Here is a 23,033-nt window from a genome sequence, read left to right on the forward strand (position 1 = left end):
CTTACCGCGCCCTGTCAGGCAGATTGAGGATATGGTCCTGCCAGTCGACAACGGTGGACTCGGGCACCGCTATATGGCGGACGGAGATGCGTTCGCCGTGCATCGCCGCTTTTGAGCCGGTCAGCAGCGGGTGCCAGGCCGGCAGAGGTTTGCCTTCCGCCAGCAGGCGATAGGCGCAGGTCGGCGGCAGCCATTCGAAGGTCGGCAGATTTTCACGAGTGAGCTTGATGCAGTCCGGCTCATATTCGAAGCGACGCTCGTAGTTACGGCACTGGCAGGTTTTGATATTGAGCTGACGGCAGGCGACGTTGGTGAAGTAGATCTCATCGGTATCTTCATCCATCAGCTTATGCAGGCAGCACTGGCCGCAGCCGTCGCACAGCGATTCCCACTCCGCGTCGGTCATGTCATCCAGGGTTTTTTGTTGCCAGAAAGGTTGTTCGCTCATCGGAATGTCCGTCGTTGCCAGTTAAGGGTGCACCTTATAACCAGTCTGGCACGACGATGCAAGTTTTGCCGCCCCAAAAGGCGGCAAACCACGCTTACAGTACGCGGGTGGTGAGCGACAGGCCGTTGAAACCGACCTCCAGCTCGTCGCCGCTGTGCAGCGGTCCCACCCCTTCCGGGGTGCCAGTGAGGATCACGTCGCCGGCTTTGAGGGTAAAGAAGCGCGACATATAGGCGATCAGCGGCACAATCTTATGGATCATGTCGGCGGTAGTGCCCTGCTGGCGCACTTCGCCGTTAATCTTCAGACTTAACGGCGTATTCTGCGGGTCGCCGTGGAACTCGGCCGCCGGAATAAAGCCGGAGATCGGACAGGCGTTATCGAAGCCTTTGGCCTTCTCCCACGGCTGCCCGGCCTTTTTCATTTTAGCTTGCAGGTCGCGCAGGGTGAGATCCAGCGCGACGCCATAGCCGGCAATCCCTTTCAGCACATGCTCTTCCGTCGCCTGACGCAGCGTACCGCCGATCAGCACCGCCAGCTCCACTTCATGATGCACCGAACCCAGCCCCTCAGGAAGCACCAACGGCTGACGGAGATCGCACAGCGCGCTCTCAGGTTTAATAAACAGCACCGGCTCTTCCGGCGTCGCACTGCCCATTTCCTTGATGTGCTTTGCATAATTGCTGCCGACGCAAACCACTTTGCTCACCGGATAATCCAGGAGCGCTCCCTGCCAGTTATGATGTTGGTACATTATTTTCCCTCGTGGGTTAATCGGATTGTTTCCCCTGTTCCGCCAGGTGTTTCTTTAGTAGATTTTCAGATGGCGGAGGAAGTTGCAGGTAATAGCCCTGTTCGCTTAGCGCCTGTTTCACTTTTTCAAGGTCGGCGTTAACCAGTTTTTTGCGCCCATCAAGCGGCAGCAGCATCGCCATTTGCGGCGTGCCGAAACCGCGCATGAGCTCGTCAGGAACGCGTGAGAAATCGTCCTTTTTTTCGACGTATAAATAGGTTTGTTCACGTTTAGTACTTCGATAGATCACACAAAACATAGTTTTACTCGGAATTAGACCCGTGGTCACTTGCCTCAATATATCAGTGACTATAACATGCCTTTTAGTCTTCGGAATATCACCGCACTTCGGCGGTCGATAAACAGCAAATTGAGTAAGGCCAGGATGTCAAATACGCCAATCGAACTTAAAGGCAGTAGCTTCACGTTATCTGTCGTTCATTTGCACGATGCAAATCCCGAGGTTATTCGTCAGGCGTTAGAAGACAAAATCGCCCAGGCTCCCGCCTTTTTACGCCATGCTCCGGTGGTGGTGAATATCGCCAGCGTCGAGGAGAGTGTCGAATGGCGCGCCGTCAACGAGGCTATCGCCGCGACCGGTTTACGCATTATGGGCGTCAGCGGATGCAAAATCCCGCGCCTGAAAACCGAAATCGACCGCGCCGGGATCCCGTTATTAACCGAAGGGAAAGAAAAAGCCCCTCGTCCGGCACCGTCCGAACCCGCCCCGCCGCCACCAGTTGCTAGTCAGATCACAAAAACGCGTTTGATTGATCAGCCGGTACGTTCCGGTCAGCGCATTTATGCGCCACACTGTGATCTTATTGTTACAAATCATGTGAGTGCCGGTGCGGAACTTATCGCTGACGGCAATATCCATGTATATGGCATGATGCGGGGACGCGCATTGGCAGGCGCCGGTGGCGACAGAGACGCCCAGATATTTTGTACCCACCTTGCGGCGGAGCTGGTCTCCATCGCCGGGGAATATTGGCTGAGCGATAACATCCCGGCCGAATTTTATGGCAAAGCGGCACGCCTGCGTTTAGGCGAAAGCGCTTTGACAATTCAACCGTTAAATTAATCCCTTTTTAACAAGGAATTTCTATGGCACGCATTATTGTTGTGACTTCGGGTAAAGGGGGCGTTGGCAAGACCACCTCCAGCGCGGCCATCGCTACAGGTTTGGCCCAGAAGGGAAAGAAAACCGTCGTTATCGACTTCGACATCGGCCTGCGTAACCTCGACCTGATTATGGGCTGCGAACGTCGCGTCGTTTATGATTTCGTCAACGTCATCCAGGGCGATGCCACATTGAACCAGGCGCTGATCAAAGATAAGCGCACGGAAAACCTCTACATTCTTCCGGCGTCCCAGACCCGGGATAAAGACGCCCTGACCCGCGAAGGCGTCGACAAAGTTCTCGAAGAACTGAAAAAGATGGAGTTCGATTTCATCGTCTGTGACTCCCCGGCAGGCATTGAAACCGGTGCGCTGATGGCGCTCTATTTCGCTGACGAAGCCATTATCACTACCAACCCGGAAGTCTCCTCCGTTCGCGACTCCGACCGTATCCTTGGCATTCTCGCCTCCAAATCCCGTCGTGCGGAAAATGGCGAAGAGCCGATCAAAGAGCACCTGCTACTGACCCGCTACAATCCAGGCCGCGTCAATAAAGGCGATATGCTGAGCATGGAAGACGTGCTGGAGATTCTGCGCATCAACCTGGTGGGCGTGATCCCGGAAGACCAGTCAGTCCTGCGCGCATCCAACCAGGGTGAGCCTGTGATCCTCGATGCCGCGTCGGATGCAGGCAAAGCCTATGCCGATACCGTTGAACGTCTGCTCGGAGAAGAACGCCCTTTCCGCTTCATTGAAGAAGAGAAGAAAGGATTCCTCAAACGCCTGTTCGGAGGATAAATTATGGCTTTACTCGACTTTTTTCTCTCGCGAAAAAAGAACACGGCTAATATTGCGAAAGAACGCCTGCAAATCATCGTCGCCGAGCGCCGCCGCGGGGACGCGGAGCCGCATTACCTGCCGCAGTTGCGCAAAGATATCCTGGAAGTGATCTGTAAATACGTGCAGATCGACCCGGAGATGGTCAGCGTGCAACTGGAGCAGCGGGACGGTGATATTTCCATTCTTGAGCTGAACGTGACCCTACCCGAAACGGAAGAGTCGAAACCCTGACCTGCTGTTCCATCCCGAAAAAAAACCGGCTACGCCACGCGCCGCCGGTTTTTTTATGGCCTGAACCAGACCGTCCGCTAGCGCGGATAGTCGCTTAACAGCCTCTTCAGCCGTTCGGCCATCAGCTCACCACGCCAACCGGAAATCAGCTCAGGCTCAGCGGCCTGCGTTTTCAGCTGCCAGTGCCAGTTCAACAGCTGGTTGATCTGCCGACGCGACGCCAGCAGCTCCGCGCTTACGCCCTTCTCAGCGCTCACTTCCTGCACCAGCGCTTTAATATCTTTAAAGGCTTTGCGGTAGCCCGGCATGTCGATCAGATTCTGCAGCGGCGCCGGCAGGGCCGACTCCGGCAGCGCCTGTGCTTTCTCGACCAGGCTAATCAGCGTTTTGCCATGGAAGCGAATTTCGCTACCGGACAACCCGAGGCTGTCGAGCTCGCCGAGGCTGGTGGGCATATAGCGCGCCACGCTCCACAGATGCTCTTCCCGCACCACAAAGTTCACCGCCAGGTCGCGCTCACGCGCTTTGCGCAGGCGCCACTCCGCCAGCAGCTGCAGGCAGCCCAGCTGGCGGGTACGCAGCTGCCAGGCGTTGCCGATATCGCGCCAGGCCTCGGCCGGGTCGACCACCTCCTGGCGACGCTGCTGCATCAGGCGGCATTCGTCCAGTGCCGCCGATAGCCAGCCCGCGCGATCGGTCTCCGCCATTAATTGGCTGGTGATCGGCAACAGGTACCAGACGTCGGCCGCGGCATATTCACACTGACGCTCGGTTAGCGGACGCGCCAGCCAGTCGGTGCGGGATTCGCTTTTGTCCAGCGCAACCCCGGAATACTCTTCCACCATCGAGGCGAAGCCCCAGGACATCGGCCGACCGCAGAAGGCTGCCAGGATCTGGGTGTCGATCAGCGGCTGCGGCATCAGGTTGAACGCGTTGAGAAAGACTTCTAAATCTTCGCTGCCGGCATGCAGGTATTTGGTCACATCCGGGTTGAGCAGCAGGTCGCGCATCGGCGCCCAGTCGGTAATCGTTAAGGGATCGATCAGAGAGACCTGGCGGCCGTCGAACAGCTGCAGCAGGCCCAGCTGCGGGTAATAGGTACGGGTACGGACAAATTCCGTATCCAGAGCGACGGCGGAGGCGGCGCTTGCCGCTTCGCAGACAGCGCGCAGGCCATCGTCGGTGGTGATCATCTGATAGTTCAAAGCATACTCTCTTAACTTGCGCCCATAAAAAACGCCGGCGTAGCCGGCGTCTGGCGACTCATTCGTTACTTAGCCTTTATTGTCCACTTTAGCGCGCGCTTCGTCACGCAGTTCTCGCCGCAAAATTTTCCCGACGTTGGATTTCGGCAGTTCGTCACGGAATTCCACCAGCTTCGGTACCTTGTAACCGGTCAAATGGCGACGGCAGAACGTAATCAGCGCTTCTTCGGTTAACGCGGCATCTTTCTTCACCACGAAGATCTTCACCGCTTCGCCGCTGCTGCCGGACGGCACGCCGATGGCCGCCACCTCAAGCACGCCGCTGTGCTGCATGACCACATCTTCGATTTCATTCGGATAGACGTTAAAACCCGACACCAGGATCATATCTTTTTTCCGGTCAACGATGCGCAGGAATCCCTCTTCATCCATCACCGCGATGTCCCCGGTGTGCAACCAGCCGTCTTTAATAATTTCATCCGTTGCGTCAGGACGCTGCCAGTAGCCCAGCATCACCTGCGGCCCCTTGATACAGAGCTCGCCCGGCTGACCCGCCGCCACTTCGTTATCGTCGTCGTCCACCAGTTTGGCTTCAGTGGAGGGCACCGGCAGGCCAATGCTGCCGCTGTGGTAGTCGATGTCGTGCGGGTTGACGCTGACCAGCGGCGAACACTCGGTCAGGCCGTAGCCCTCCAGCAGATATTGTCCGGTCAGTTTCACCCAGCGCTCAGCCACCGCCTGCTGCACCGGCATGCCGCCGCCGGCGGAGAGGTGCAGCGAGGAGAAATCAAGCTGCTGGAACTCTTTGTTGTTCAGCAAGGCGTTGAACAGGGTGTTGACCCCGGTCATGGCGGTAAACGGATATTTCGCCAGCTCCTTCACCAGCCCGGGGATATCGCGCGGGTTGGTGATCAGCAGATTCTGCCCGCCCAGCTCGATAAACAGCAGGCAGTTCATGGTGAGGGCGAAAATGTGATACAGCGGCAGCGCGGTGACCACAAACTCTTTGTCGCGATGCAGCAGCGGGCCGTAGGTGGCATTGACCTGCTCAAGGTTGGCCAGCATGTTGCGGTGGGTCAGCATCGCCCCTTTAGCCACCCCGGTGGTGCCCCCGGTGTACTGTAGAAACGCCAGATCTTCCGCAACGATCTCCGGCTTCACGTACTGCATGCGATAGCCGTGCTGCAGCGCGCTGCGAAACGAGATGGCATCCGGTAGATGGTACTTCGGCACCAGCCGCTTGATGTACTTAACCACAAAGTTCACCAGCGTGCCTTTGGCGGTGGAGAGCTGGTCGCCCATGCGCGTCAGGATCACGTGTTTCACCTGGGTCTTCGCCACCACTTTTTCCAGGGTATGGGCAAAGTTGGAGACGATGACGATCGCCGCCGCGCCGCTGTCGTTGAGCTGATGCTCCAGTTCACGCGGGGTATATAAGGGGTTGACGTTAACCACGATCATCCCGGCGCGCAGGATGCCAAACAGGGCCACCGGATACTGCAGCAGGTTAGGCATCATCAGGGCCACCCGGTCGCCCTTCTGTAGTCCTAAGCCCTCCTGAAGGTAAGCGGCGAAGGCGCGACTGCGCTCTTCCAGCTTACGATAGGTCATCACTTCACCCATATTGATAAACGCCGGTTGGTCGGCGTAGCGGGTGGTGGCATGTTCAAACAGTTCAACCAGGGATTGATAGCGGTCAGGATTTATCTCCGCCGGAACATCTGCGGGATAACGGTTTAGCCAAACCTTTTTCACTGCATCACCTCTGAAATAGTTATTCGTCGTCATCACAGCCCCTGGAAAATACATTTTGTTAACATTATATTAACTCAGCGTACCAGTTTATTAATTAGGCAATGAGCAGGTTGCGAAGCGCGTCACTATTTTTTTTCTTATTCGACTGAAAACAAAGAAACAGCGGACCGGCCGCTGTTTCTTTGAACTAACAAAAACAACAAAATCATTCGGTTACAACGTTTCTGACCTCTGCTGGGCCGGGGTTGTACCAACCCCATCCGCCATAGCCGTAACCCCAGGGGCGCGGACCCAGCATCCACGGGTCGATCGGCTGCGGGGGCATCACCACCTGCTGCACCACGTTCCAGCGTTTGTAGCCGGTGGCGTTCATCAGCATAAATTTGTAGGGCGTGCTGCCTACTTTGCCTTCGACCACCCCGGCAATCGGCCCGACCACGGTCACCAGCTGACCGCGGAAGTCCACCGGATCGAGGAAGCCGTTAACATCGGCATAGATCCGCCCGCGCGAGGGTTCGCCCAGTTCCGGTCGCGCACCGCTGTCCAGCGGCACGGTAGCGATTTCTAAGCGGGTTTTCCCCTGCTGGTTCTGCACGTTGACCACCTTGCCGCCAAAGCGCGCTTCCTGACCGACGTACAGCTGCGGGGCATTCATCACCCGCACTAAATCCTGCTGCGGCGTGGGGCTGGTGCCTTTGATGGCATCCGGCACCGATACGCAGCCGCTCAGCGCAACGGCAACCGCCGCGGCCAGCAGCCAGCGAACGCCCTGTTTTTGACCCGCCATGATGCGACTCCTTTTCTCAGTCTTCTTGTTACTGAGATTCACTCGCGGCCCGGAAGTTTCTTCCACGCCACCTCGTTACGCAAATAAACCGGCTCCGCTTTCTCCACGGCCACGGTTTTCCCTGCCGCCAGCAGATAACAGGCTAACGGCAGCATATCCTCTGCCGCCGGCAGTTCAATTTCGCCGCTGCTTAAGGTCAGTCCGCTCTCTTTCGCCAGATCCGGCCACGCCTGCCAGCCGGTACCGACAGTGGCCCATTCGCCGGAAAGCTGTGCCAGCCGTTCGGCCACCGCGTCCGGTTTGAGCACCGCTTCCGTCTCTTCGCCGTGCCAGACGCCCTGCTCGTCGCGCTGATACTCGGCCCAGTAGACTTCCCCCATCCGAGCGTCAATCGCCGCCAGCACGCGGGTGGCGCCGGTTTTGCGCCACGCGCCCTGCGCCATGGTGGCCAGTGTGGAAACACCGATCATCGGCAGCTCCGCGCCCAGCGCCAGCCCCTGAGCGATACCGATGCCAATGCGTACGCCGGTAAAGCTGCCAGGACCGCGGCCAAAGGCCAACGCGTCCAGCTCGGTCAGGGTGGTGCCGCTCTCGGCGAGGACCTCCTGCACCAGCGGCAGGATACGTTGGGTATGTTCGCGGGGACAAATTTCGAAATGAGCACTAAGGGTGCCATCATTCCACAGCGCTGCGGAGCAGGCTTCTGTGGCGGTATCGATAGCCAAAATTCGCATGGGTGGTCACGCTCTCGTTACATAGTTCAGGCCTTCAGGCAGCCTGTTTTCCGGCAGACGGACAACCCGTCGCCACACCGCCCGAAGTCTAGTGGGAACCGCTAATTAACAAAATGGCGCGCAGCTTAACACATTTAAGGGCGGATTACCTCGCCGGCGGCACGGCGAGGAAGCGCACCGCCCGGCGGATATCGCGGGTTCGCGGCGCCGGCGGCAGACTGGCCAGAAAGACCGCGCCGTAGGGGCGCATCACCAGCCGGTTGTCGCAGATCACCAGCACCCCGCGATCGTCGATATCGCGGATCAGGCGGCCCACCCCCTGCTTAAGGGTGATCACCGCGTCCGGGAGCTGCACTTCATCGAACGGATCGCCGCCGCGCAGCCGGCAATCTTCCATCCGCGCTTTCAGCAACGGATCGTCCGGCGAGGTAAACGGCAGCTTATCAATGATCACCAGCGACAGCGCGTCGCCGCGCACGTCGACCCCTTCCCAGAAGCTGCTGGTGGCCACCAGCAGGGCATTGCCGGCGCTGACGAACTGCTGCAGAAGCTGGCCTTTACTGGTCTCGCCCTGCAGCAGCACCGGCAGAGTCATGGTGGCGCGGAACTGCTCCGCCAGATCGCGCATCATGGCGTGCGAAGTGCACAGCATAAAGCAGCGACCGTCGTTAGCCTCGATCAGCGGCTTGAGCATCGCCGCCAGATGGCGCGCCGCGCCGGGCTGGTTCGGCAGCGGTAGGTTACGCGGCACGCAGAGCAGCGCCTGATGCTGATAGTCAAAGGGGCTCGGCAGCAGCAGAGTCTGCGCCTCGTCGATCCCCAGCCGGGCGGTGAAGTGGTGTAGATCGTCGTTTACCGACAGCGTCGCCGAGGTAAAGATCCAGCTCCCCGACTTCTGCGCCATCACCTCTTTAAACTTCTCGGCCACGGTCAACGGCGTCAGCGCAAGGGTAAAGTGACGCGAGGTGCACTCATACCAGTAGCTGTAGCCCGGCTGATTGATCTCTTTCAGCCGCTTCAGGCGCCCGCGATAAAGGGTGGCGCGCTCAAAGGCGGCGTCGAGCAGCGCCGAGCGGCCCAGCGAGAGTTTGGCGACGTCGTAACACAGTTCAAGCGCATCATCGAGCAGCAGCAGCGCCCGCTGAATGTGGCTGTCCGCCAGCAGTTCCCGCAGGTTGCCGCGGTAGCCAGGGTCCCCCAGCTGCAGGCGAAAATCCTGGGCGCTTTGCGCCAGGCGATCGGCGCATTTTTGCAGCTGTTGGGTGTCTTTCAGTTCGGTGCGGTAGGCAATGGTGATGTCTTTCGCCAGATCCAGCAGCTGGCGGCTGGAGAGCGACTGGCCAAAGTACTGGCTGGCGATATCCGGCAGCTGATGGGCTTCGTCGAAGATCATCACCTCCGCCTCGGGGATCAGTTCGGCAAAGCCGCTCTCTTTGACCACCATATCGGCAAGGAACAGGTGATGGTTGACGACCACTACGTCGGCGTCCATCGCTTTTTTACGCGCCTTCACCACGAAGCAATCTTTATACAGCGGGCAGTCGCTGCCGAGGCAGTTATCGTTGGTACTGGTGACCAGCGGCCAGGCCTGGGAATCTTCCGCCACGCTGGCGCAGGTGCTGATATCGCCATCCTGAGTTTGGTTCGACCAGGAGCGCAGGAGGATCACGTCGCTGAGGGTTTGCACCGGCAGATCGCCGCCCGCCAGCGCCTGCTGTTCCAGGCGTTCGAGGCACAGGTAGTTGGAGCGCCCTTTGAGCAGCGCCAGTTTGCCGGTGAATTTGAGCGCTTTGGCGACGGTGGGCAGATCGCGGCTGTAGAGCTGATCCTGCAGCGCTTTCGACCCTGTGGAGATAATCACCTTTTTTTTCGCCCGCAGCGCTGGCGCCAGGTAAGCGTAGGTTTTACCGGTTCCGGTCCCCGCTTCCACCACCAGCGGCCGGGAGGCCTCAATCGCTTCGCTGACCGCCACCGCCATCTGGCGCTGCGGCTCGCGCGGTTTAAATCCCGGTATGGCTTTGGCTAGCTGGCCGTCTGCTGCAAAATCGTCGATCACATTGCCCCCTGGTTATTTGGACAGTGATTATGTCAGGGAGGGCGGCGTTTCGCCAGTCCGGGTAGTGACGCGAGCGGAACATTATGGCAGTCTTGCCGCAGCTAAATGGAATGCTCAGAGAGGAATGAGAAATGACAATTACGCGTATTGATGCCGAAGCCCGCTGGTCAGATGTAGTGATCCACAATCAGACCCTTTACTACACCGGCGTGCCGGCGAATCTTGATGCCGATGCCTTCGAGCAGACCGCCAACACCCTGGCGCAGATTGACGCGGTGCTGGAAAAACAGGGCAGCGACAAGTCGCGCATTCTTGACGCCACCATTTTCCTCGCCGACAAAAGCGACTTTGCGGCGATGAATAAAGCGTGGGACGCCTGGGTGGTAGCCGGTCACGCCCCGGTGCGCTGCACGGTGGAAGCAACGCTGATGAACCCGCAGTATAAGGTTGAAATCAAAATTATCGCCGCGGTGTAATTACTCGTCTTCGTCTTCATCTTCAAAGCGCGCGACGATCCGTTCGCCGGTATGCGTCGCGCGTAGCTCTTCCGCCACCAGGGCAATCGCCTGGCCACTGCTCATCCCCTGGGCCATCAGCTCCTGGATACGTTCGACCGCTTTTTGCTGTTGCTCGTGGCTCAGCGAAGGTAAACCTGCAAACATCTTGTACTCCTGCTACATTGTGGGGCGTAATTATTTCACGCCGTCCCCGCCTACGCCAGAGGGACGGTAACGTTCAGGATCGAGAAAGATGTTGTCCCCCGCGATTATTACCCTGCCCTGGCGCCCGGATGCCGCCGAACACTATTTTACGCCGTTAAGCGCCCTGCCCTGGGCGATGCTGCTACATTCCGGCTTTGCCGACCATCCGCATAACCGTTTTGATATCCTGGTGGCGGCCCCGCGCGCCACGCTGCTGACGCGCGGTGAACAGACCTGGGTCGATGACGGCGAGAGCATTTTTGTCTCGGCGGACGATCCGCTGCAACTACTCCAGCAGCAGCTGGATCGTCAGCCGTTCACGCCGCAGCCCCATGAGGATTTGCCGTTTCTTGGCGGCGCGCTGGGGCTGTTCGGTTACGATCTGGGCCGCCGTTTTGAGCGACTTCCCACTGTGGCGCAGGCCGATATCGCGCTGCCGGATATGGCGGTGGGGATTTATGACTGGGCGCTGATCGTCGACCATCAGCGCCAGCAGGTGTCGCTGCTCAGCTATGACGAACCGCAGCAGCGTCTGCAGTGGCTGGAGGCGCAAACGTCGGCGCCAGGTGAAACCTTCACCCTGACCTCTGCCTGGCAGTCAAATATGAGCCGCCAGCAATACGGCGAGAAATTTCGTCAGGTGCAGGCCTATCTGCGCAGCGGTGACTGCTATCAGGTCAATCTCGCCCAGCGTTTTCAGGCACGCTACGTCGGGAATGAATGGCAGGCTTTCCGCCAGTTGAACGCCGCCAACCGCGCCCCCTTTAGCGCCTTCATCCGCCTTGCGGAAGGGGCGATTTTAAGCCTGTCGCCGGAGCGATTTATTCAGCTCCGCCAGGGGGAAATCCAGACGCGCCCGATTAAGGGCACCCTGCCGCGGCTCGATTCGCCGCTGGCGGATGCGCAGCAGGCGGAGAAGCTGGCGAACTCGCCGAAAGATCGCGCCGAGAATTTAATGATTGTCGACCTGATGCGCAACGACATCGGCCGCGTCGCCGTCCCGGGCAGCGTGCGGGTCCCCGAGCTGTTCGTGGTGGAGCCCTTCCCGGCGGTCCATCATCTGGTCAGTACCATCACCGCCCGCCTGCCGGCGACGCTGCACGCCAGCGATCTGCTGCGCGCCGCCTTCCCGGGAGGGTCGATCACCGGCGCGCCGAAGGTCCGGGCGATGGAGATTATTGATGAACTGGAACCCCAGCGACGTAACGCCTGGTGCGGGAGCATCGGCTATCTGAGCTATTGCGGCAATATGGATACCAGCATCACCATTCGCACCCTAACGGCCTGGCAGGGGCAACTGTACTGTTCCGCCGGCGGCGGGATTGTGGCGGATAGTGAGGAAGCCGCAGAATATCAGGAAACTTTTGATAAAGTTAATCGTATCCTGCACCAACTGGAGAACTAGACCATGGCGGACCGCGCCCTCAATCTGGATGACTTTCTGTCCCGCTTTCAGCTGCTGCGTCCACAGCCTTCGCCACAGGCGCTAAACCAGCGGCAGGCGGCGGTGCTGGTACCGATCGTACGCCGGCCGCAGCCTGGCCTGCTGTTGACCCAGCGTTCGCCGTTGCTGCGCAAGCACGCCGGCCAGGTCGCCTTTCCCGGTGGGGCGGTAGATAATACCGATGCGACGCTTATCGCCGCCGCTCTGCGCGAAGCCCAGGAAGAGGTGGCGATCCCGCCTGAGAAGGTTGAGGTGATTGGCGTTCTGCCGCCGGTGGACAGTGTCACCGGCTTCCAGGTGACGCCGGTGGTGGGCATTATTCCACCGGATCTGCACTATCACGCCAGCCAGGACGAGGTCTCCGCGGTATTTGAAATGCCGCTCGCCGAAGCCCTGCGCCTCGGGCGCTACCATCCGCTCGATATCCACCGCCGGGGCAACGACCACCGCGTCTGGCTCTCCTGGTACCAGCATTATTTTGTCTGGGGAATGACCGCCGGGATCATTCGCGAGCTGGCGCTGCAGATAGGCGCGCGCCCTTAGCTATACTGATTATGAGAGGGCGCTCTCACTATTAGTAAAATCGCGGTTATCCATTAGTTTAATTCATGTGAATAGTTGAACTGACAGGGCGCTTCCCTCTTACACTATGCGCAGTTATTACATCGTTACCGCACCCGCGGTAACCCTGTCAGGAGTATTATCGTGATTAGTCTATTCGACATGTTCAAGGTGGGGATTGGTCCCTCATCTTCCCACACTGTTGGCCCGATGAAGGCCGGTAAACAGTTCGTCGATGACCTGGTCGAAAAAGGATTGCTTAATGCAGTGACCCGCGTGGCGGTTGACGTCTACGGTTCGCTGTCATTAACCGGCAAAGGCCACCATACGGACATCGCCATTATCATGGGACTGGCGGGCAATCAGCCCGATACGGTCGATATAGACGCGATACCGGCATTTATCCGTGACGTCGAGACACGCGGCCGTCTGCTGCTGGCCAACGGTCAGCACGAAGTCGACTTCCCGGCGGATGACGGCATGCGTTTTCGCAGCGACAATCTGCCGCTGCACGAAAACGGCATGACCATTCATGCCTGGGCCGGCGAGAAAGAGATCTACTGCAAGACCTATTACTCGATTGGCGGCGGCTTTATCGTCGATGAAGAGCACTTCGGCAAAGAGAACGCCAACGAACTGCAGGTGCCCTACCCGTTTAAATCGGCGCAGGAAATGCTGGCCTACTGCAAAGAGACCGGCTTGTCGCTCTCCGGGATGGTGATGCAGAACGAGCTGGCGCTGCACAACAAAAAAGAGATCGAGGACTATTTCGCTAATGTCTGGCAAACCATGCGCGCCTGTATCGACCGCGGCATGAACACCGAAGGCGTGCTGCCTGGCCCGCTGCGCGTACCGCGTCGCGCGTCGGCGCTGCGTCGTCTGCTGGTGGCCAGCGATAAGCTCTCCAGCGATCCGATGAACGTCGTTGACTGGGTCAACATGTTCGCGCTGGCGGTCAATGAAGAGAACGCCGCTGGCGGTCGCGTGGTGACCGCGCCGACCAACGGCGCCTGCGGCATCGTTCCGGCGGTACTCGCTTATTACGATCACTTTATCGAATCCGTCAGCCCGGAGATCTATATCCGCTACTTTATGGCCTGCGGTGCGATCGGCGCGCTGTACAAGATGAATGCCTCCATTTCCGGCGCCGAAGTCGGCTGTCAGGGCGAAGTAGGCGTCGCCTGCTCGATGGCGGCGGCGGGTCTGGCCGAACTGCTCGGCGCCAGCCCGGAACAGGTCTGCGTGGCGGCGGAGATCGGCATGGAACATAACCTCGGACTGACCTGCGACCCGGTCGCCGGCCAGGTACAGGTGCCGTGCATTGAACGTAACGCCATCGCCTCCGTGAAAGCGATCAACGCCGCGCGGATGGCAATGCGCCGCACCAGCGAACCGCGCGTCTCGCTCGATAAAGTGATCGAGACCATGTACGAAACCGGCAAAGACATGAACGCCAAGTACCGCGAAACTTCGCGCGGCGGACTGGCGATTAAAGTTCAGTGTGACTAAAGTGTTGGCTTACGCCTGCCCCCTCCCGGTGCGCAGGCGTGAAGCGAGGGGAACTGAAAGCCCCCTGCCTTCCTGATGCGCCCTCTGTGGCGCATTTCTTTTTTCTATACCTGACGATATTCTGCCACTACAATTGCTCTATTAAATAAGCCACGCTTAACCACTCGTCCTGTCGACAGGGTGTCGCACATGCAGACTGCACAAAAAGTCATTACGGCCTATCGTCGCAAACGCATTATTGTCTGCCTGCTGGTAGCCCTGGTGACCCTGGGCACCACCTTAGCCATCCGATTTATTTCGCAGCGTAGCGAAAATGAAGGCTATATTCGCATGGCCGCCAGCCAACGGGTGGCGGCGCTGGATAATATCCTGCGTCCGCTGAGCGCGCAGCGAACCACCCTGCTTCCTCTGGTGGGTCACCCCTGCCCGGATATCCATTTGTCGCTGCGTAAAATCGCGGCCTCGTTGCAGACCGTTCGTTCCGTCGCGCTCGTGACGTCAGGTATCGTTTACTGTTCGAGTATTTTTGGGCCGCGACAGGCGGATTTACATCGCCTGCAGCCTGCGCTTCCTGCACCCCGTCCTCTGCTGCTCTTTTCGAACGACAGCTCCTTGCTCAAAGGCTCACCGGTGCTGATACAGTGGTATCCAGCCTCGGAGAGAGGCGTGGACGGCGTGATGCTGATTGTCAATATCGAGCTGCTGGGGACCTTAATTCTCAACGAAAAATCATCCCTGATAAGCGACGTCAGCCTGCAGGTTGGCGATCGTTATTTTAGCAGCAGCCATGGGCTTCTCGAGAAAGCGCATACCCCGCCGGGAACGGTGATTTATCGCCAGCGCTCTACCGAGTTTCCGTTTATCGTCAATATCAATGGCCCTGGCGCCTCGGCGATTGCGCTTGAGGAGCTGCCCGGCGAGCTGCCGCTGGCGCTGATCTTCAGCCTGTTGATGACCGGCATCGCCTGGCTGGCCACCGCCGGCAGAATGAGCTTCTCGCGGGAGATAAGCCTCGGTATTTCCGCCCGGGAGTTTGCCCTCTGGTGCCAGCCGCTGCAGGATGCGCGCAGCGGCCGCTGCTGCGGGGTGGAGATCCTGCTGCGCTGGAACAACCCCCGCCGCGGTGCGATTTCGCCGGAGGTGTTTATTCCCATCGCCGAAGGGGACAATCTGATCATCCCCCTCACCCGCTACGTGATTGCCGAAACCGCCCGCCGTCTGGATGCTTTTCCCCGCGACCGCCAATTTCATATCGCGATTAACGTCGCTGCCCGCCACTTTGCCAACGGCTTACTGCTGCATGACCTGCATAATTACTGGTTCAGCATGAACCCGGTACAGCAGCTGGTGGTCGAGCTGACCGAACGCGATGTCCTGCAGGATGGCGACCAGCACATGGCCGAAGATCTGCACCAGAAAGGCGTCCAGCTGGCGATCGATGACTTTGGCACCGGCAACAGCTCCCTGTCGTGGCTGGAAACACTGCGCCCGGACGTGCTGAAGATTGACCGCTCGTTTACCAGCTCGGTGGGGATAGACAGCGTCAATGCCACGGTGACCGATATCATTATCGCCCTCGCCAACCGGCTGAATATTATTACCGTTGCCGAAGGGGTGGAGACGCAGGAACAGGAAAGCTACCTCAGAGACCACGGTGTCGATGTGCTGCAGGGGTTTTATTATGCCCGGCCGATGCCGGTGGAGGCATTCCCGGCGTGGCTGGCCAGTCGAGAGGCAACAGAATAACGCACCGGTCCCCAAGGGGACCGGTGCGCAGGACGATTACTCTTCTTCGTCGCTCGGCGGACGGGTGACCACCGCGCGAACCAGATCGACCCGGTAGTCATTCGCTTCCACCACGGTGAAATGCAGCGGCGGTAATGACACCACGTCGCCAATGCGCGGGATATGGCCATTGGCGGAGATCACCAGACCAGCAACCGTAGCAATATCCTCATCGTCATTGATCAGCGGATCCAGCCCCAGCGCCTGCTGCAACGCATGCAGGTCGGTCGACCCCTTAATAAGCCAGCCGTCGCCATCGATAACGATCTCCGGCGTCTCATCGGCGTCCGGGAATTCTCCAGCGATCGCTTCCAGAACGTCCAGCGGGGTCACTAATCCCTGCACCACGCCAAATTCATTGGTCACGATGACGAAACTGCCGCGGGCGCGGCGCAGGACGCCGAGCAGATTGATCGGGTCCAGCGTTTCAGGTACCACGATCGCCGGGGAGGCGGAGGCCAGCGCCGCGACGTTTTCGCCCGACTCCAGAGCCACCAGCATCTCCTTCGCCCGCACGATACCAATGATTTCATCCAGTTCTCCGCGGCAGACCGGGAACAGACTGTGCGGCGACGAAAGCAGCTGACGGCGAATTTCATCTTCACTCTGCTCGGCGTCGACCCAGCTGATTTCCCCGCGCGGCGTCATGATGCTGCGCAGAGAGCGCTGAGCCAGGGTCAGCACGCCGTTAATCATGTAGCGCTCTTCTTCCGCAAAGGCGCCTTCCGGTACCGGCACCGCCGCCGGGCTGTCAGCGTCGTGGTTGACGGAGGCCTGTTTATTACGGCCGCCCATCAGACGCAAGATCGCATCCGCGGTACGGGCGCGCAGCGGCAACGTCGACTGGTGACGTACAAAGTTGCGGCGCGCCACCTGGTTAAAGAACTCAATGATGATCGAGAAACCGATCGCCGCGTAAAGGTACCCTTTCGGAATATGGAAGCCAAACCCTTCCGCCACCAGACTCAGGCCGATCATCAACAGGAAGCTCAGACAGAGCACCACCACCGTCGGGTGCTGGTTGACAAAGCGCGTCAACGGCTTGGAGGCCAGCAGCATCATGATCATCGCGATCACGACCGCTGCCATCATCACCGGCAGATGGTTCACCATCCCGACCGCGGTGATCACCGCGTCCAGTGAGAAGACGGCATCCAGCACTACGATCTGCAGTACCACCACCCAGAAACTGGCATAGCCTTTCCCGTGACCGGCATCGTGCTGGCGGTTTTCCAGCCGTTCATGCAGCTCAGTTGTCGCCTTGAACAGCAAGAAGATCCCGCCAAGCAGCATGATGAGGTCACGCCCGGAAAAGGAGAAATCGGCGATAGTAATCAGCGGCTTCGTCAGCGTCACCATCCAGGAGATCACCGACAGCAGCCCCAGGCGCATCACCAGCGCCAGCGACAGGCCGATCAGTCGCGCTTTATCACGCTGCTTCGGCGGCAGTTTGTCCGCCAGGATGGCAATAAACACCAGGTTATCAATACCGAGCACAATTTCCAGAACGATAAGCGTCAACAGGCCGGCCCAGATTGAGGGATCCATTAACAATTCCATGTGCGACTCCGGTAAGCGGCAAGGTCAGTCATCGCCATGTCATGCACGGACGTGACAATAGATGCTGAAAGATAAGCGTGATGCGTGGAGGTGGCAACCAGGTGCCAGAAAGTGAAAAGACGTCGATGACGGTCCATACTGCGGGCTATGCCCTATACTCCTGAGTAATTAAACGGAAGTTAAACATAGCAAAATATAGAGCGAAATTGGAAAAGATTTACCTGAATTTGCAATAACTAAGGCTATTTTTTGCGCTGCAAAATTATTAGCAGGCGATGCCTGATTAACGGATCTTCATCACATTAATTATTTTTTCACTGTCTAAAATAATTCGCGGTAGTAACTATTTTCTATCTTACACCCTAACTGAATCGATTTTGTCCTCAAGAGTGATTCAGGATGTATCAAAGCAGATGATGCATTCACGATAATAAAGGAGGTAGCAAGTGACGATTGCTATTGTAATAGGCACACATGGTTGGGCTGCAGAACAGCTGCTGAAAACAGCAGAGATGCTGTTGGGCGAGCAGGAAAACGTTGGCTGGATCGATTTCGTTCCGGGTGAAAACGCCGAAACGCTGATCGAGAAATACAATGCCCAGTTGGCAAAACTGGATACCAGTAAAGGCGTGCTGTTTCTCGTCGATACATGGGGAGGCAGCCCGTTCAACGCTGCGAGCCGCATTGTCGTCGATAAAGAGCACTACGAAGTTATCGCCGGCGTCAACATCCCGATGCTGGTGGAAACCTTCATGGCCCGCGATGACGATCCTTCCTTTGATGAGCTGGTCGCCTTAGCGGTAGAGACCGGCAGCGAAGGCGTGAAAGCGCTGAAGGCCAAACCGGTGGAAAAAGCGGCCCCTGCGCCCGCTCCAGCCGCGGCGCCTAAAGCCGCAGCACCGGCCAAACCGATGGGTCCGAATGACTACATGGTGATTGGCCTCGCGCGTATCGACGATCGCCTGATCCATGGTCAGGTCGCCACCCGTTGGACCAAAGAGACCAACGTCACCCGCATCATCGTCGTCAGCGACGAAGTCGCCGCAGATACCGTGCGCAAAACCCTGTTGACCCAGGTTGCGCCGCCGGGCGTCACCGCCCACGTGGTGGACGTCGCCAAAATGATCCGCGTCTACAACAACCCGATGTACGCCGGACAGCGCGTCATGCTGCTGTTTACTAACCCGACCGACGTTGAGCGCGTCGTCGAGGGCGGCGTGAAAATCACCAGCGTCAACATCGGCGGTATGGCGTTCCGCCAGGGCAAAACCCAGGTTAACAACGCGATTTCGGTCGATGCCAAAGATATTGAGGCGTTTAACAAGCTGAACGCACGCGGTATCGAGCTGGAGGCACGTAAAGTGTCCACCGACCCGAAACTGAAAATGATGGATCTGATCGCCAAGGTCGATAAATAACCCGGACGATCGCGCCCCAGTTTTCACTTTAAGACTTAATCAACAGGAGAAGTACAATGGAGATTACCCTTCTTCAGATTGTGCTGGTGTTCATCGTCGCGTGTATTGCGGGTATGGAGTCGGTGCTTGATGAATTTCAGTTCCACCGTCCTCTGGTCGCCTGTACGCTGATCGGCGCCGTTCTCGGCGATATGAAAACCGGTATTATTATCGGCGGTACGCTGGAAATGATCGCCCTGGGCTGGATGAACATCGGTGCGGCGGTTGCCCCTGATGCCGCGCTGGCGTCCATTATTTCCACCGTTCTGGTTATTGCCGGCCATCAGAGCATCGGCGCCGGCATCGCGCTGGCTATCCCGCTGGCGGCTGCAGGCCAGGTGCTGACCATCATCGTGCGTACTATCACCGTAGCCTTCCAGCACGCGGCGGATAAAGCGGCGGAGAATGGCAACCTGACTGCCCTGTCGTGGCTGCACGTCTCGTCCCTGTTCCTGCAGGCGATGCGTATCGCTATCCCGGCCGTCATCGTGGCCATTTCCGTCGGTACCAGCGAAGTCCAGGGCCTGCTGAACGCAATCCCTGAAGTGGTCACCAGCGGCCTGAACATTGCCGGCGGCATGATCGTGGTGGTTGGTTACGCGATGGTCATCAATATGATGCGCGCGGGCTACCTGATGCCGTTCTTCTACCTCGGCTTCGTCACCGCCGCCTTCACCAACTTCAACCTGGTGGCCCTGGGCGTGATTGGCGCGGTCATGGCAATCCTCTACATCCAGCTGAGCCCGAAATATAACCGCGTCGCCGGTGCCCCGGCTCAGGCGGCTGGTAACAACGATCTCGATAACGAACTGGACTAACAGGTGAGCGAAATGGTTGATATGACTAAAAATACCACCGAGAAAAAACTCACTCAGAGTGATATTCGTGGCGTGTTCATTCGTTCTAACCTGTTCCAGGGTTCATGGAACTTCGAACGTATGCAGGCGCTGGGCTTCTGCTTCTCTATGGTTCCGGCGATTCGTCGTCTGTACCCGGAGAATAACGATGCGCGTAAGCAGGCGATTAAGCGTCACCTTGAGTTCTTCAATACCCATCCTTACGTTGCCGCTCCGGTACTGGGCGTAACGCTGGCGATGGAAGAGCAGCGCGCCAATGGCGCAGAGATTGACGATGGCGCTATCAACGGCATCAAAGTCGGTCTGATGGGACCGCTGGCCGGCGTCGGCGACCCGATCTTCTGGGGCACTGTGCGTCCGGTGTTCGCGGCCTTAGGCGCTGGGATCGCGATGAGCGGTAGCCTGCTCGGTCCTCTGCTGTTCTTTATCCTGTTCAACGCAGTGCGTCTGCTGACCCGCTACTATGGCGTCGCCTATGGTTACCGCAAAGGCGTGGACATCGTGAAAGATATGGGCGGCGGCTTCCTGCAGAAACTGACTGAGGGGGCGTCAATCCTCGGCCTGTTTGTCATGGGGGCGCTGGTTAACAAGTGGACGCACGTGAATATTCCGATGGTGGTGTCAAAAATCACCGGCTCTGACGGACAGGTTCATGTCACCACGGTGCAGACGATCCTCGACCAGCTGATGCCGGGCCTGGTACCGCTGCTGCTGACCTTCGCCTGTATGTGGCTGCTGCGTAAGAAAGTTAACCCGCTGTGGATCATCGTTGGCTTCTTCGTCATCGGTATCGCAGGCTACGCTGTCGGCCTGCTGGGTCTGTAATTTCCAGGTTGTACGCCGGGGGCTAGCCCCCGGCTTTTTTTTATCAGGAGGAACGCAAAGCAATGACATTCACGGACCTGGTGATCATCCTGTTCATCCTTGCGCTACTGGCCTACGCGGTGTATGACCAGTTTATTATGCCGAGGCGCAACGGCCCGGTGCTGCTGGCCATTCCCCTGCTTCGCCGCAGCCGCGTTGACGGCCTGATCTTTGTCGGCCTCATCGCCATTCTAATCTATAACAACATCACCCAGCACGGCACCCCGATCACCACCTGGCTATTGTCTGCGCTGGCGCTGATGGGACTCTATTTATTCTGGATCCGTACGCCGAAAATCATTTTCAAACCGCGCGGCTTTTTCTTCGCCAACGTGTGGATAGAATATCAGCGAATTAAAGAGATGAATTTATCCGAAGACGGCGTGCTGGTGATGCAATTAGAGCAACGGCGGCTGCTGATTCGCGTAAGAAATATCGACGATCTGGAGAAGATATACAAACTTCTTGTTTCAACTCAATGAGTTATAAATATAGCCAGCGCTATGTTTTTTCCGATTTCGTCTGGGGGATTATATAGCCATGGCTATATTTCCCCACCTGCTCTTCTGTTTTTCATTAACTATTTATTTACTTATAAATTCAAATGAAAATCGTTATCATTTGGTTATTAAAATAGCCCTCTTCTGTTATTGTTTTATATTCTAAAAATATGTTAAGGTTGCGCCCGTCGTTGGGGAGTAGCCGATTTCCTGCCCGCCAGGAAATGTACGTGTCAACATACTCGTTGCAAAACGTGGCACGTACGGGTTGAAGTGATTCAATCAGGCGAGACCATAGATACATCACTGCTGTACGTATTGCTCAGCCATTGAGCGGCTCCGCGTATATTTACTGGGGGCAGCGATGTGTCATATGGATTATCCCCGGTCAGGACAGGCACATGAATTTATCCGCAACCCTTCTTCTCGCTTTCGGCATGTCTATGGACGCCTTCGCGGCCTCTATTGGCAAAGGCGCCACCCTGCACAACCCCAAATTCTCAGAAGCAGTGCGCACCGGGCTGATTTTTGGCGCTATTGAAACCCTGACGCCGCTGGTCGGCTGGGGACTGGGCATGCTGGCCAGCCAGTTTGTTCTCGAATGGAACCACTGGATTGCCTTTATTCTGCTGGTGTTTCTCGGCGGGCGGATGATCATCGAAGGGTTTCGCGGCGACAGCGACGAGGCGTGCGAGGCGCCTCGCCGGCATGGCTTCTGGCTGCTGGTCACCACCGCCTTCGCCACCAGCCTTGACGCCATGGCGGTCGGCGTCGGTCTGGCCTTCCTGCAGGTCAGCATTGTCACCACCGCGCTGGCGATCGGCTGCGCCACCTTTATCATGTCGACGCTGGGGATCATGGTAGGTCGCTTTATCGGCCCGCTGCTGGGCAAACGGGCCGAAATTCTCGGCGGTATCGTGCTGATTGGCATCGGCAGCGAAATCCTCTGGAGCCATTTCGCCGGTTAAGCTTTACTCCTCGCGCTGCCAGCAATGGATCATAAAATCGGTCTGGCAGCCAAAGGTTGCCTGCTGACGCAGCGCGTCATGCACGTCGGCGTTGGCCCGCCACGCGAAAGGCGTCATCTGCAGCAGGGCCTGCGCTTCACTGCCCGTCAGGGTCATCGGATAAGCCAGCTGCTGCTGCGCATCCAGGCGGAACCCCGGCATCGCTTCCGTCTTCAGCTCATGCAGGCGGATCTCATCGTAAATCAGCCCTTTCAGCTCCAGCAAATGGCGGGGTCCCGGCGTGGCGGTGATCACCCACCCGCCAGGCCGCACCACTCGCGCCAGCTCACCGGCGTTGCAGGGGGCGTAAATGCGCACTACCGCATCGAAGCTGTTATCGGAGAACGGCAGACGCTGGCTGGAGGCGACGCAAAAATTCACCTGCGGATAGCGTTTTGCCGCCGCGCGGATTGCCGGCTTCGATACGTCCAGCCCCCAGCTGCGGCTGGCGATGGCGGCAAACGCGTGGGTGTAATAGCCTTCGCCACAGCCGATATCCAGTAACGCCTGAGGGGCAGCGTGCCGCAGTCGCTCAGCGATAGCATCCCGCAGCGGCTGATAATGCCCGGCGTCGAGGAACGCCCGACGGGCCTGCATCATCTCAGCGCTGTCGCCGGGATCGCGCGACCGTTTGAACTGCACCGGTAGCAGATTGACGTACCCCTCTTTCGCCAGATCGAACTGGTGCCGCTGCGGGCAGGAATAGTGGTTGTCGCTACGGCTGAGCGGCGCGTGGCAAAGGGGGCAACTGTATGACATGACGGCTCCGGTGTCGCTGAAAGGGCGAAAGTGTAGCGCTATTCGCCCTTGCAGACCA

24 protein-coding genes are annotated in these 23,033 nt (G+C 58.1%); 13 read left to right on the plus strand and 11 right to left on the minus strand.

Translation table 11 applies throughout. The features are described from left to right. Nucleotide 1 precedes the first annotated feature (1 nt). The 3 genes from ABLU73_RS03680 to ABLU73_RS03690 all read right to left on the minus strand — a co-directional run bounded on the left by ABLU73_RS03680 (nt 2) and on the right by ABLU73_RS03690 (nt 1,500). A complete protein-coding gene (locus tag ABLU73_RS03680; protein ID WP_017900197.1) occupies nt 2–448 on the minus strand; it encodes a YcgN family cysteine cluster protein in 447 nt (148 codons plus the stop codon). A 94-nt stretch (nt 449–542) separates the two neighbouring features. After that, nucleotides 543–1,202 (minus strand): fumarylacetoacetate hydrolase family protein, encoded by a 660-nt coding sequence (locus ABLU73_RS03685; protein ID WP_023318603.1) that lies wholly within the window; start codon nt 1,200–1,202, stop codon nt 543–545. A gap of 16 nt (nt 1,203–1,218) precedes the next feature. Next, the gene (locus ABLU73_RS03690; protein WP_004203320.1) at nt 1,219–1,500 is read right to left on the minus strand and encodes a YcgL domain-containing protein; all 282 of its coding nucleotides are present in this window, start codon (nt 1,498–1,500) and stop codon (nt 1,219–1,221) included. Between the two features lie 126 nt (nt 1,501–1,626). Here ABLU73_RS03690 and minC point away from each other — a divergent pair, with 126 nt between their 5' ends. Genes minC through minE form a run of 3 tightly spaced genes read left to right on the plus strand, consistent with a single transcriptional unit; the run spans nt 1,627 to nt 3,434 of the window. Next, the gene (gene minC, locus ABLU73_RS03695) at nt 1,627–2,325 is read left to right on the plus strand and encodes a septum site-determining protein MinC (protein ID WP_004203323.1); all 699 of its coding nucleotides are present in this window, start codon (nt 1,627–1,629) and stop codon (nt 2,323–2,325) included. Between the two features lie 23 nt (nt 2,326–2,348). Next, nucleotides 2,349–3,161, plus strand: a complete 813-nt coding sequence (gene minD, locus ABLU73_RS03700; RefSeq protein WP_002910900.1) for a septum site-determining protein MinD — start codon at nt 2,349–2,351, stop codon at nt 3,159–3,161. 3 nt (nt 3,162–3,164) lie between these two features. After that, nucleotides 3,165–3,434: a cell division topological specificity factor MinE gene (gene minE, locus ABLU73_RS03705; RefSeq protein ID WP_004103270.1), complete on the plus strand. Its 270-nt coding sequence runs from the start codon at nt 3,165–3,167 to the stop codon at nt 3,432–3,434. 77 nt (nt 3,435–3,511) lie between these two features. Here minE and rnd read toward each other — a convergent pair whose 3' ends face one another. The 5 genes from rnd to ABLU73_RS03730 form a co-directional block, all read right to left on the minus strand. After that, entirely contained in the window at nt 3,512–4,627 is a 1,116-nt protein-coding gene (gene rnd, locus ABLU73_RS03710; RefSeq protein ID WP_264924625.1) for a ribonuclease D, read from the minus strand. 81 nt (nt 4,628–4,708) lie between these two features. Continuing rightward, nucleotides 4,709–6,394: a long-chain-fatty-acid--CoA ligase FadD gene (gene fadD / locus ABLU73_RS03715; RefSeq protein ID WP_264924580.1), complete on the minus strand. Its 1,686-nt coding sequence runs from the start codon at nt 6,392–6,394 to the stop codon at nt 4,709–4,711. A 205-nt stretch (nt 6,395–6,599) separates the two neighbouring features. Next, a complete protein-coding gene (locus ABLU73_RS03720) occupies nt 6,600–7,181 on the minus strand; it encodes a Slp family lipoprotein (protein WP_032456304.1) in 582 nt (193 codons plus the stop codon). Between the two features lie 38 nt (nt 7,182–7,219). Beyond that, complete coding sequence (tsaB, locus tag ABLU73_RS03725; RefSeq protein WP_017900203.1) at nt 7,220–7,915, minus strand: tRNA (adenosine(37)-N6)-threonylcarbamoyltransferase complex dimerization subunit type 1 TsaB; 696 nt, start codon at nt 7,913–7,915, stop codon at nt 7,220–7,222. A gap of 145 nt (nt 7,916–8,060) precedes the next feature. After that, the gene (locus ABLU73_RS03730; protein ID WP_004175456.1) at nt 8,061–9,971 is read right to left on the minus strand and encodes an ATP-dependent DNA helicase; all 1,911 of its coding nucleotides are present in this window, start codon (nt 9,969–9,971) and stop codon (nt 8,061–8,063) included. Between the two features lie 131 nt (nt 9,972–10,102). Here ABLU73_RS03730 and ABLU73_RS03735 point away from each other — a divergent pair, with 131 nt between their 5' ends. Beyond that, nucleotides 10,103–10,447: a RidA family protein gene (locus tag ABLU73_RS03735; RefSeq protein WP_002910910.1), complete on the plus strand. Its 345-nt coding sequence runs from the start codon at nt 10,103–10,105 to the stop codon at nt 10,445–10,447. Here the strand turns inward: ABLU73_RS03735 and ABLU73_RS03740 are convergent, their stop codons facing one another. Continuing rightward, nucleotides 10,448–10,633 (minus strand): YoaH family protein, encoded by a 186-nt coding sequence (locus tag ABLU73_RS03740; RefSeq protein WP_004203339.1) that lies wholly within the window; start codon nt 10,631–10,633, stop codon nt 10,448–10,450. 88 nt (nt 10,634–10,721) lie between these two features. Here ABLU73_RS03740 and pabB point away from each other — a divergent pair, with 88 nt between their 5' ends. The 4 genes from pabB (at nt 10,722) to ABLU73_RS03760 (ending at nt 15,932) form a co-directional block, all read left to right on the plus strand. Beyond that, nucleotides 10,722–12,077 (plus strand): aminodeoxychorismate synthase component 1, encoded by a 1,356-nt coding sequence (pabB, locus tag ABLU73_RS03745; protein ID WP_264924575.1) that lies wholly within the window; start codon nt 10,722–10,724, stop codon nt 12,075–12,077. Between the two features lie 3 nt (nt 12,078–12,080). Then, complete coding sequence (locus ABLU73_RS03750; protein ID WP_004203342.1) at nt 12,081–12,659, plus strand: CoA pyrophosphatase; 579 nt, start codon at nt 12,081–12,083, stop codon at nt 12,657–12,659. A gap of 162 nt (nt 12,660–12,821) precedes the next feature. Beyond that, nucleotides 12,822–14,186: an L-serine ammonia-lyase gene (sdaA, locus tag ABLU73_RS03755; RefSeq protein WP_096833404.1), complete on the plus strand. Its 1,365-nt coding sequence runs from the start codon at nt 12,822–12,824 to the stop codon at nt 14,184–14,186. Between the two features lie 189 nt (nt 14,187–14,375). Further along, nucleotides 14,376–15,932: an EAL domain-containing protein gene (locus ABLU73_RS03760; protein WP_060656060.1), complete on the plus strand. Its 1,557-nt coding sequence runs from the start codon at nt 14,376–14,378 to the stop codon at nt 15,930–15,932. 36 nt (nt 15,933–15,968) lie between these two features. On the opposite strand, the gene yoaE is transcribed toward ABLU73_RS03760, so the two are convergent. Continuing rightward, nucleotides 15,969–17,531, minus strand: a complete 1,563-nt coding sequence (gene yoaE, locus ABLU73_RS03765; protein WP_004203354.1) for a CNNM family cation transport protein YoaE — start codon at nt 17,529–17,531, stop codon at nt 15,969–15,971. A 446-nt stretch (nt 17,532–17,977) separates the two neighbouring features. Here yoaE and manX point away from each other — a divergent pair, with 446 nt between their 5' ends. From manX to mntP, 5 genes are all read left to right on the plus strand, one after another. Further along, complete coding sequence (manX, locus tag ABLU73_RS03770) at nt 17,978–18,949, plus strand: PTS mannose transporter subunit IIAB (RefSeq protein WP_004203357.1); 972 nt, start codon at nt 17,978–17,980, stop codon at nt 18,947–18,949. 56 nt (nt 18,950–19,005) lie between these two features. Then, on the plus strand, nt 19,006–19,806 hold the full coding sequence (locus tag ABLU73_RS03775) for a PTS mannose/fructose/sorbose transporter subunit IIC (protein ID WP_004203359.1): 801 nt from the start codon (nt 19,006–19,008) through the stop codon (nt 19,804–19,806). 12 nt (nt 19,807–19,818) lie between these two features. Beyond that, complete coding sequence (locus ABLU73_RS03780; protein ID WP_004145526.1) at nt 19,819–20,670, plus strand: PTS mannose transporter subunit IID; 852 nt, start codon at nt 19,819–19,821, stop codon at nt 20,668–20,670. A 62-nt stretch (nt 20,671–20,732) separates the two neighbouring features. Then, nucleotides 20,733–21,191 (plus strand): DUF986 family protein, encoded by a 459-nt coding sequence (locus ABLU73_RS03785; RefSeq protein ID WP_004203361.1) that lies wholly within the window; start codon nt 20,733–20,735, stop codon nt 21,189–21,191. 419 nt (nt 21,192–21,610) lie between these two features. Further along, nucleotides 21,611–22,177, plus strand: a complete 567-nt coding sequence (gene mntP / locus ABLU73_RS03790) for a manganese efflux pump MntP (RefSeq protein ID WP_226549631.1) — start codon at nt 21,611–21,613, stop codon at nt 22,175–22,177. Nucleotides 22,178–22,180: 3 nt separating this feature from the next. On the opposite strand, the gene rlmA is transcribed toward mntP, so the two are convergent. Next, a complete protein-coding gene (rlmA, locus tag ABLU73_RS03795; RefSeq protein WP_004203363.1) occupies nt 22,181–22,975 on the minus strand; it encodes a 23S rRNA (guanine(745)-N(1))-methyltransferase in 795 nt (264 codons plus the stop codon). Between the last annotated feature and the right edge of the window lie 58 nt (nt 22,976–23,033).

Source organism: Klebsiella sp. GG_Kp175, assembly GCF_040062325.1.
GTDB classification, from domain to species: Bacteria; Pseudomonadota; Gammaproteobacteria; order Enterobacterales; family Enterobacteriaceae; genus Klebsiella; species Klebsiella quasipneumoniae.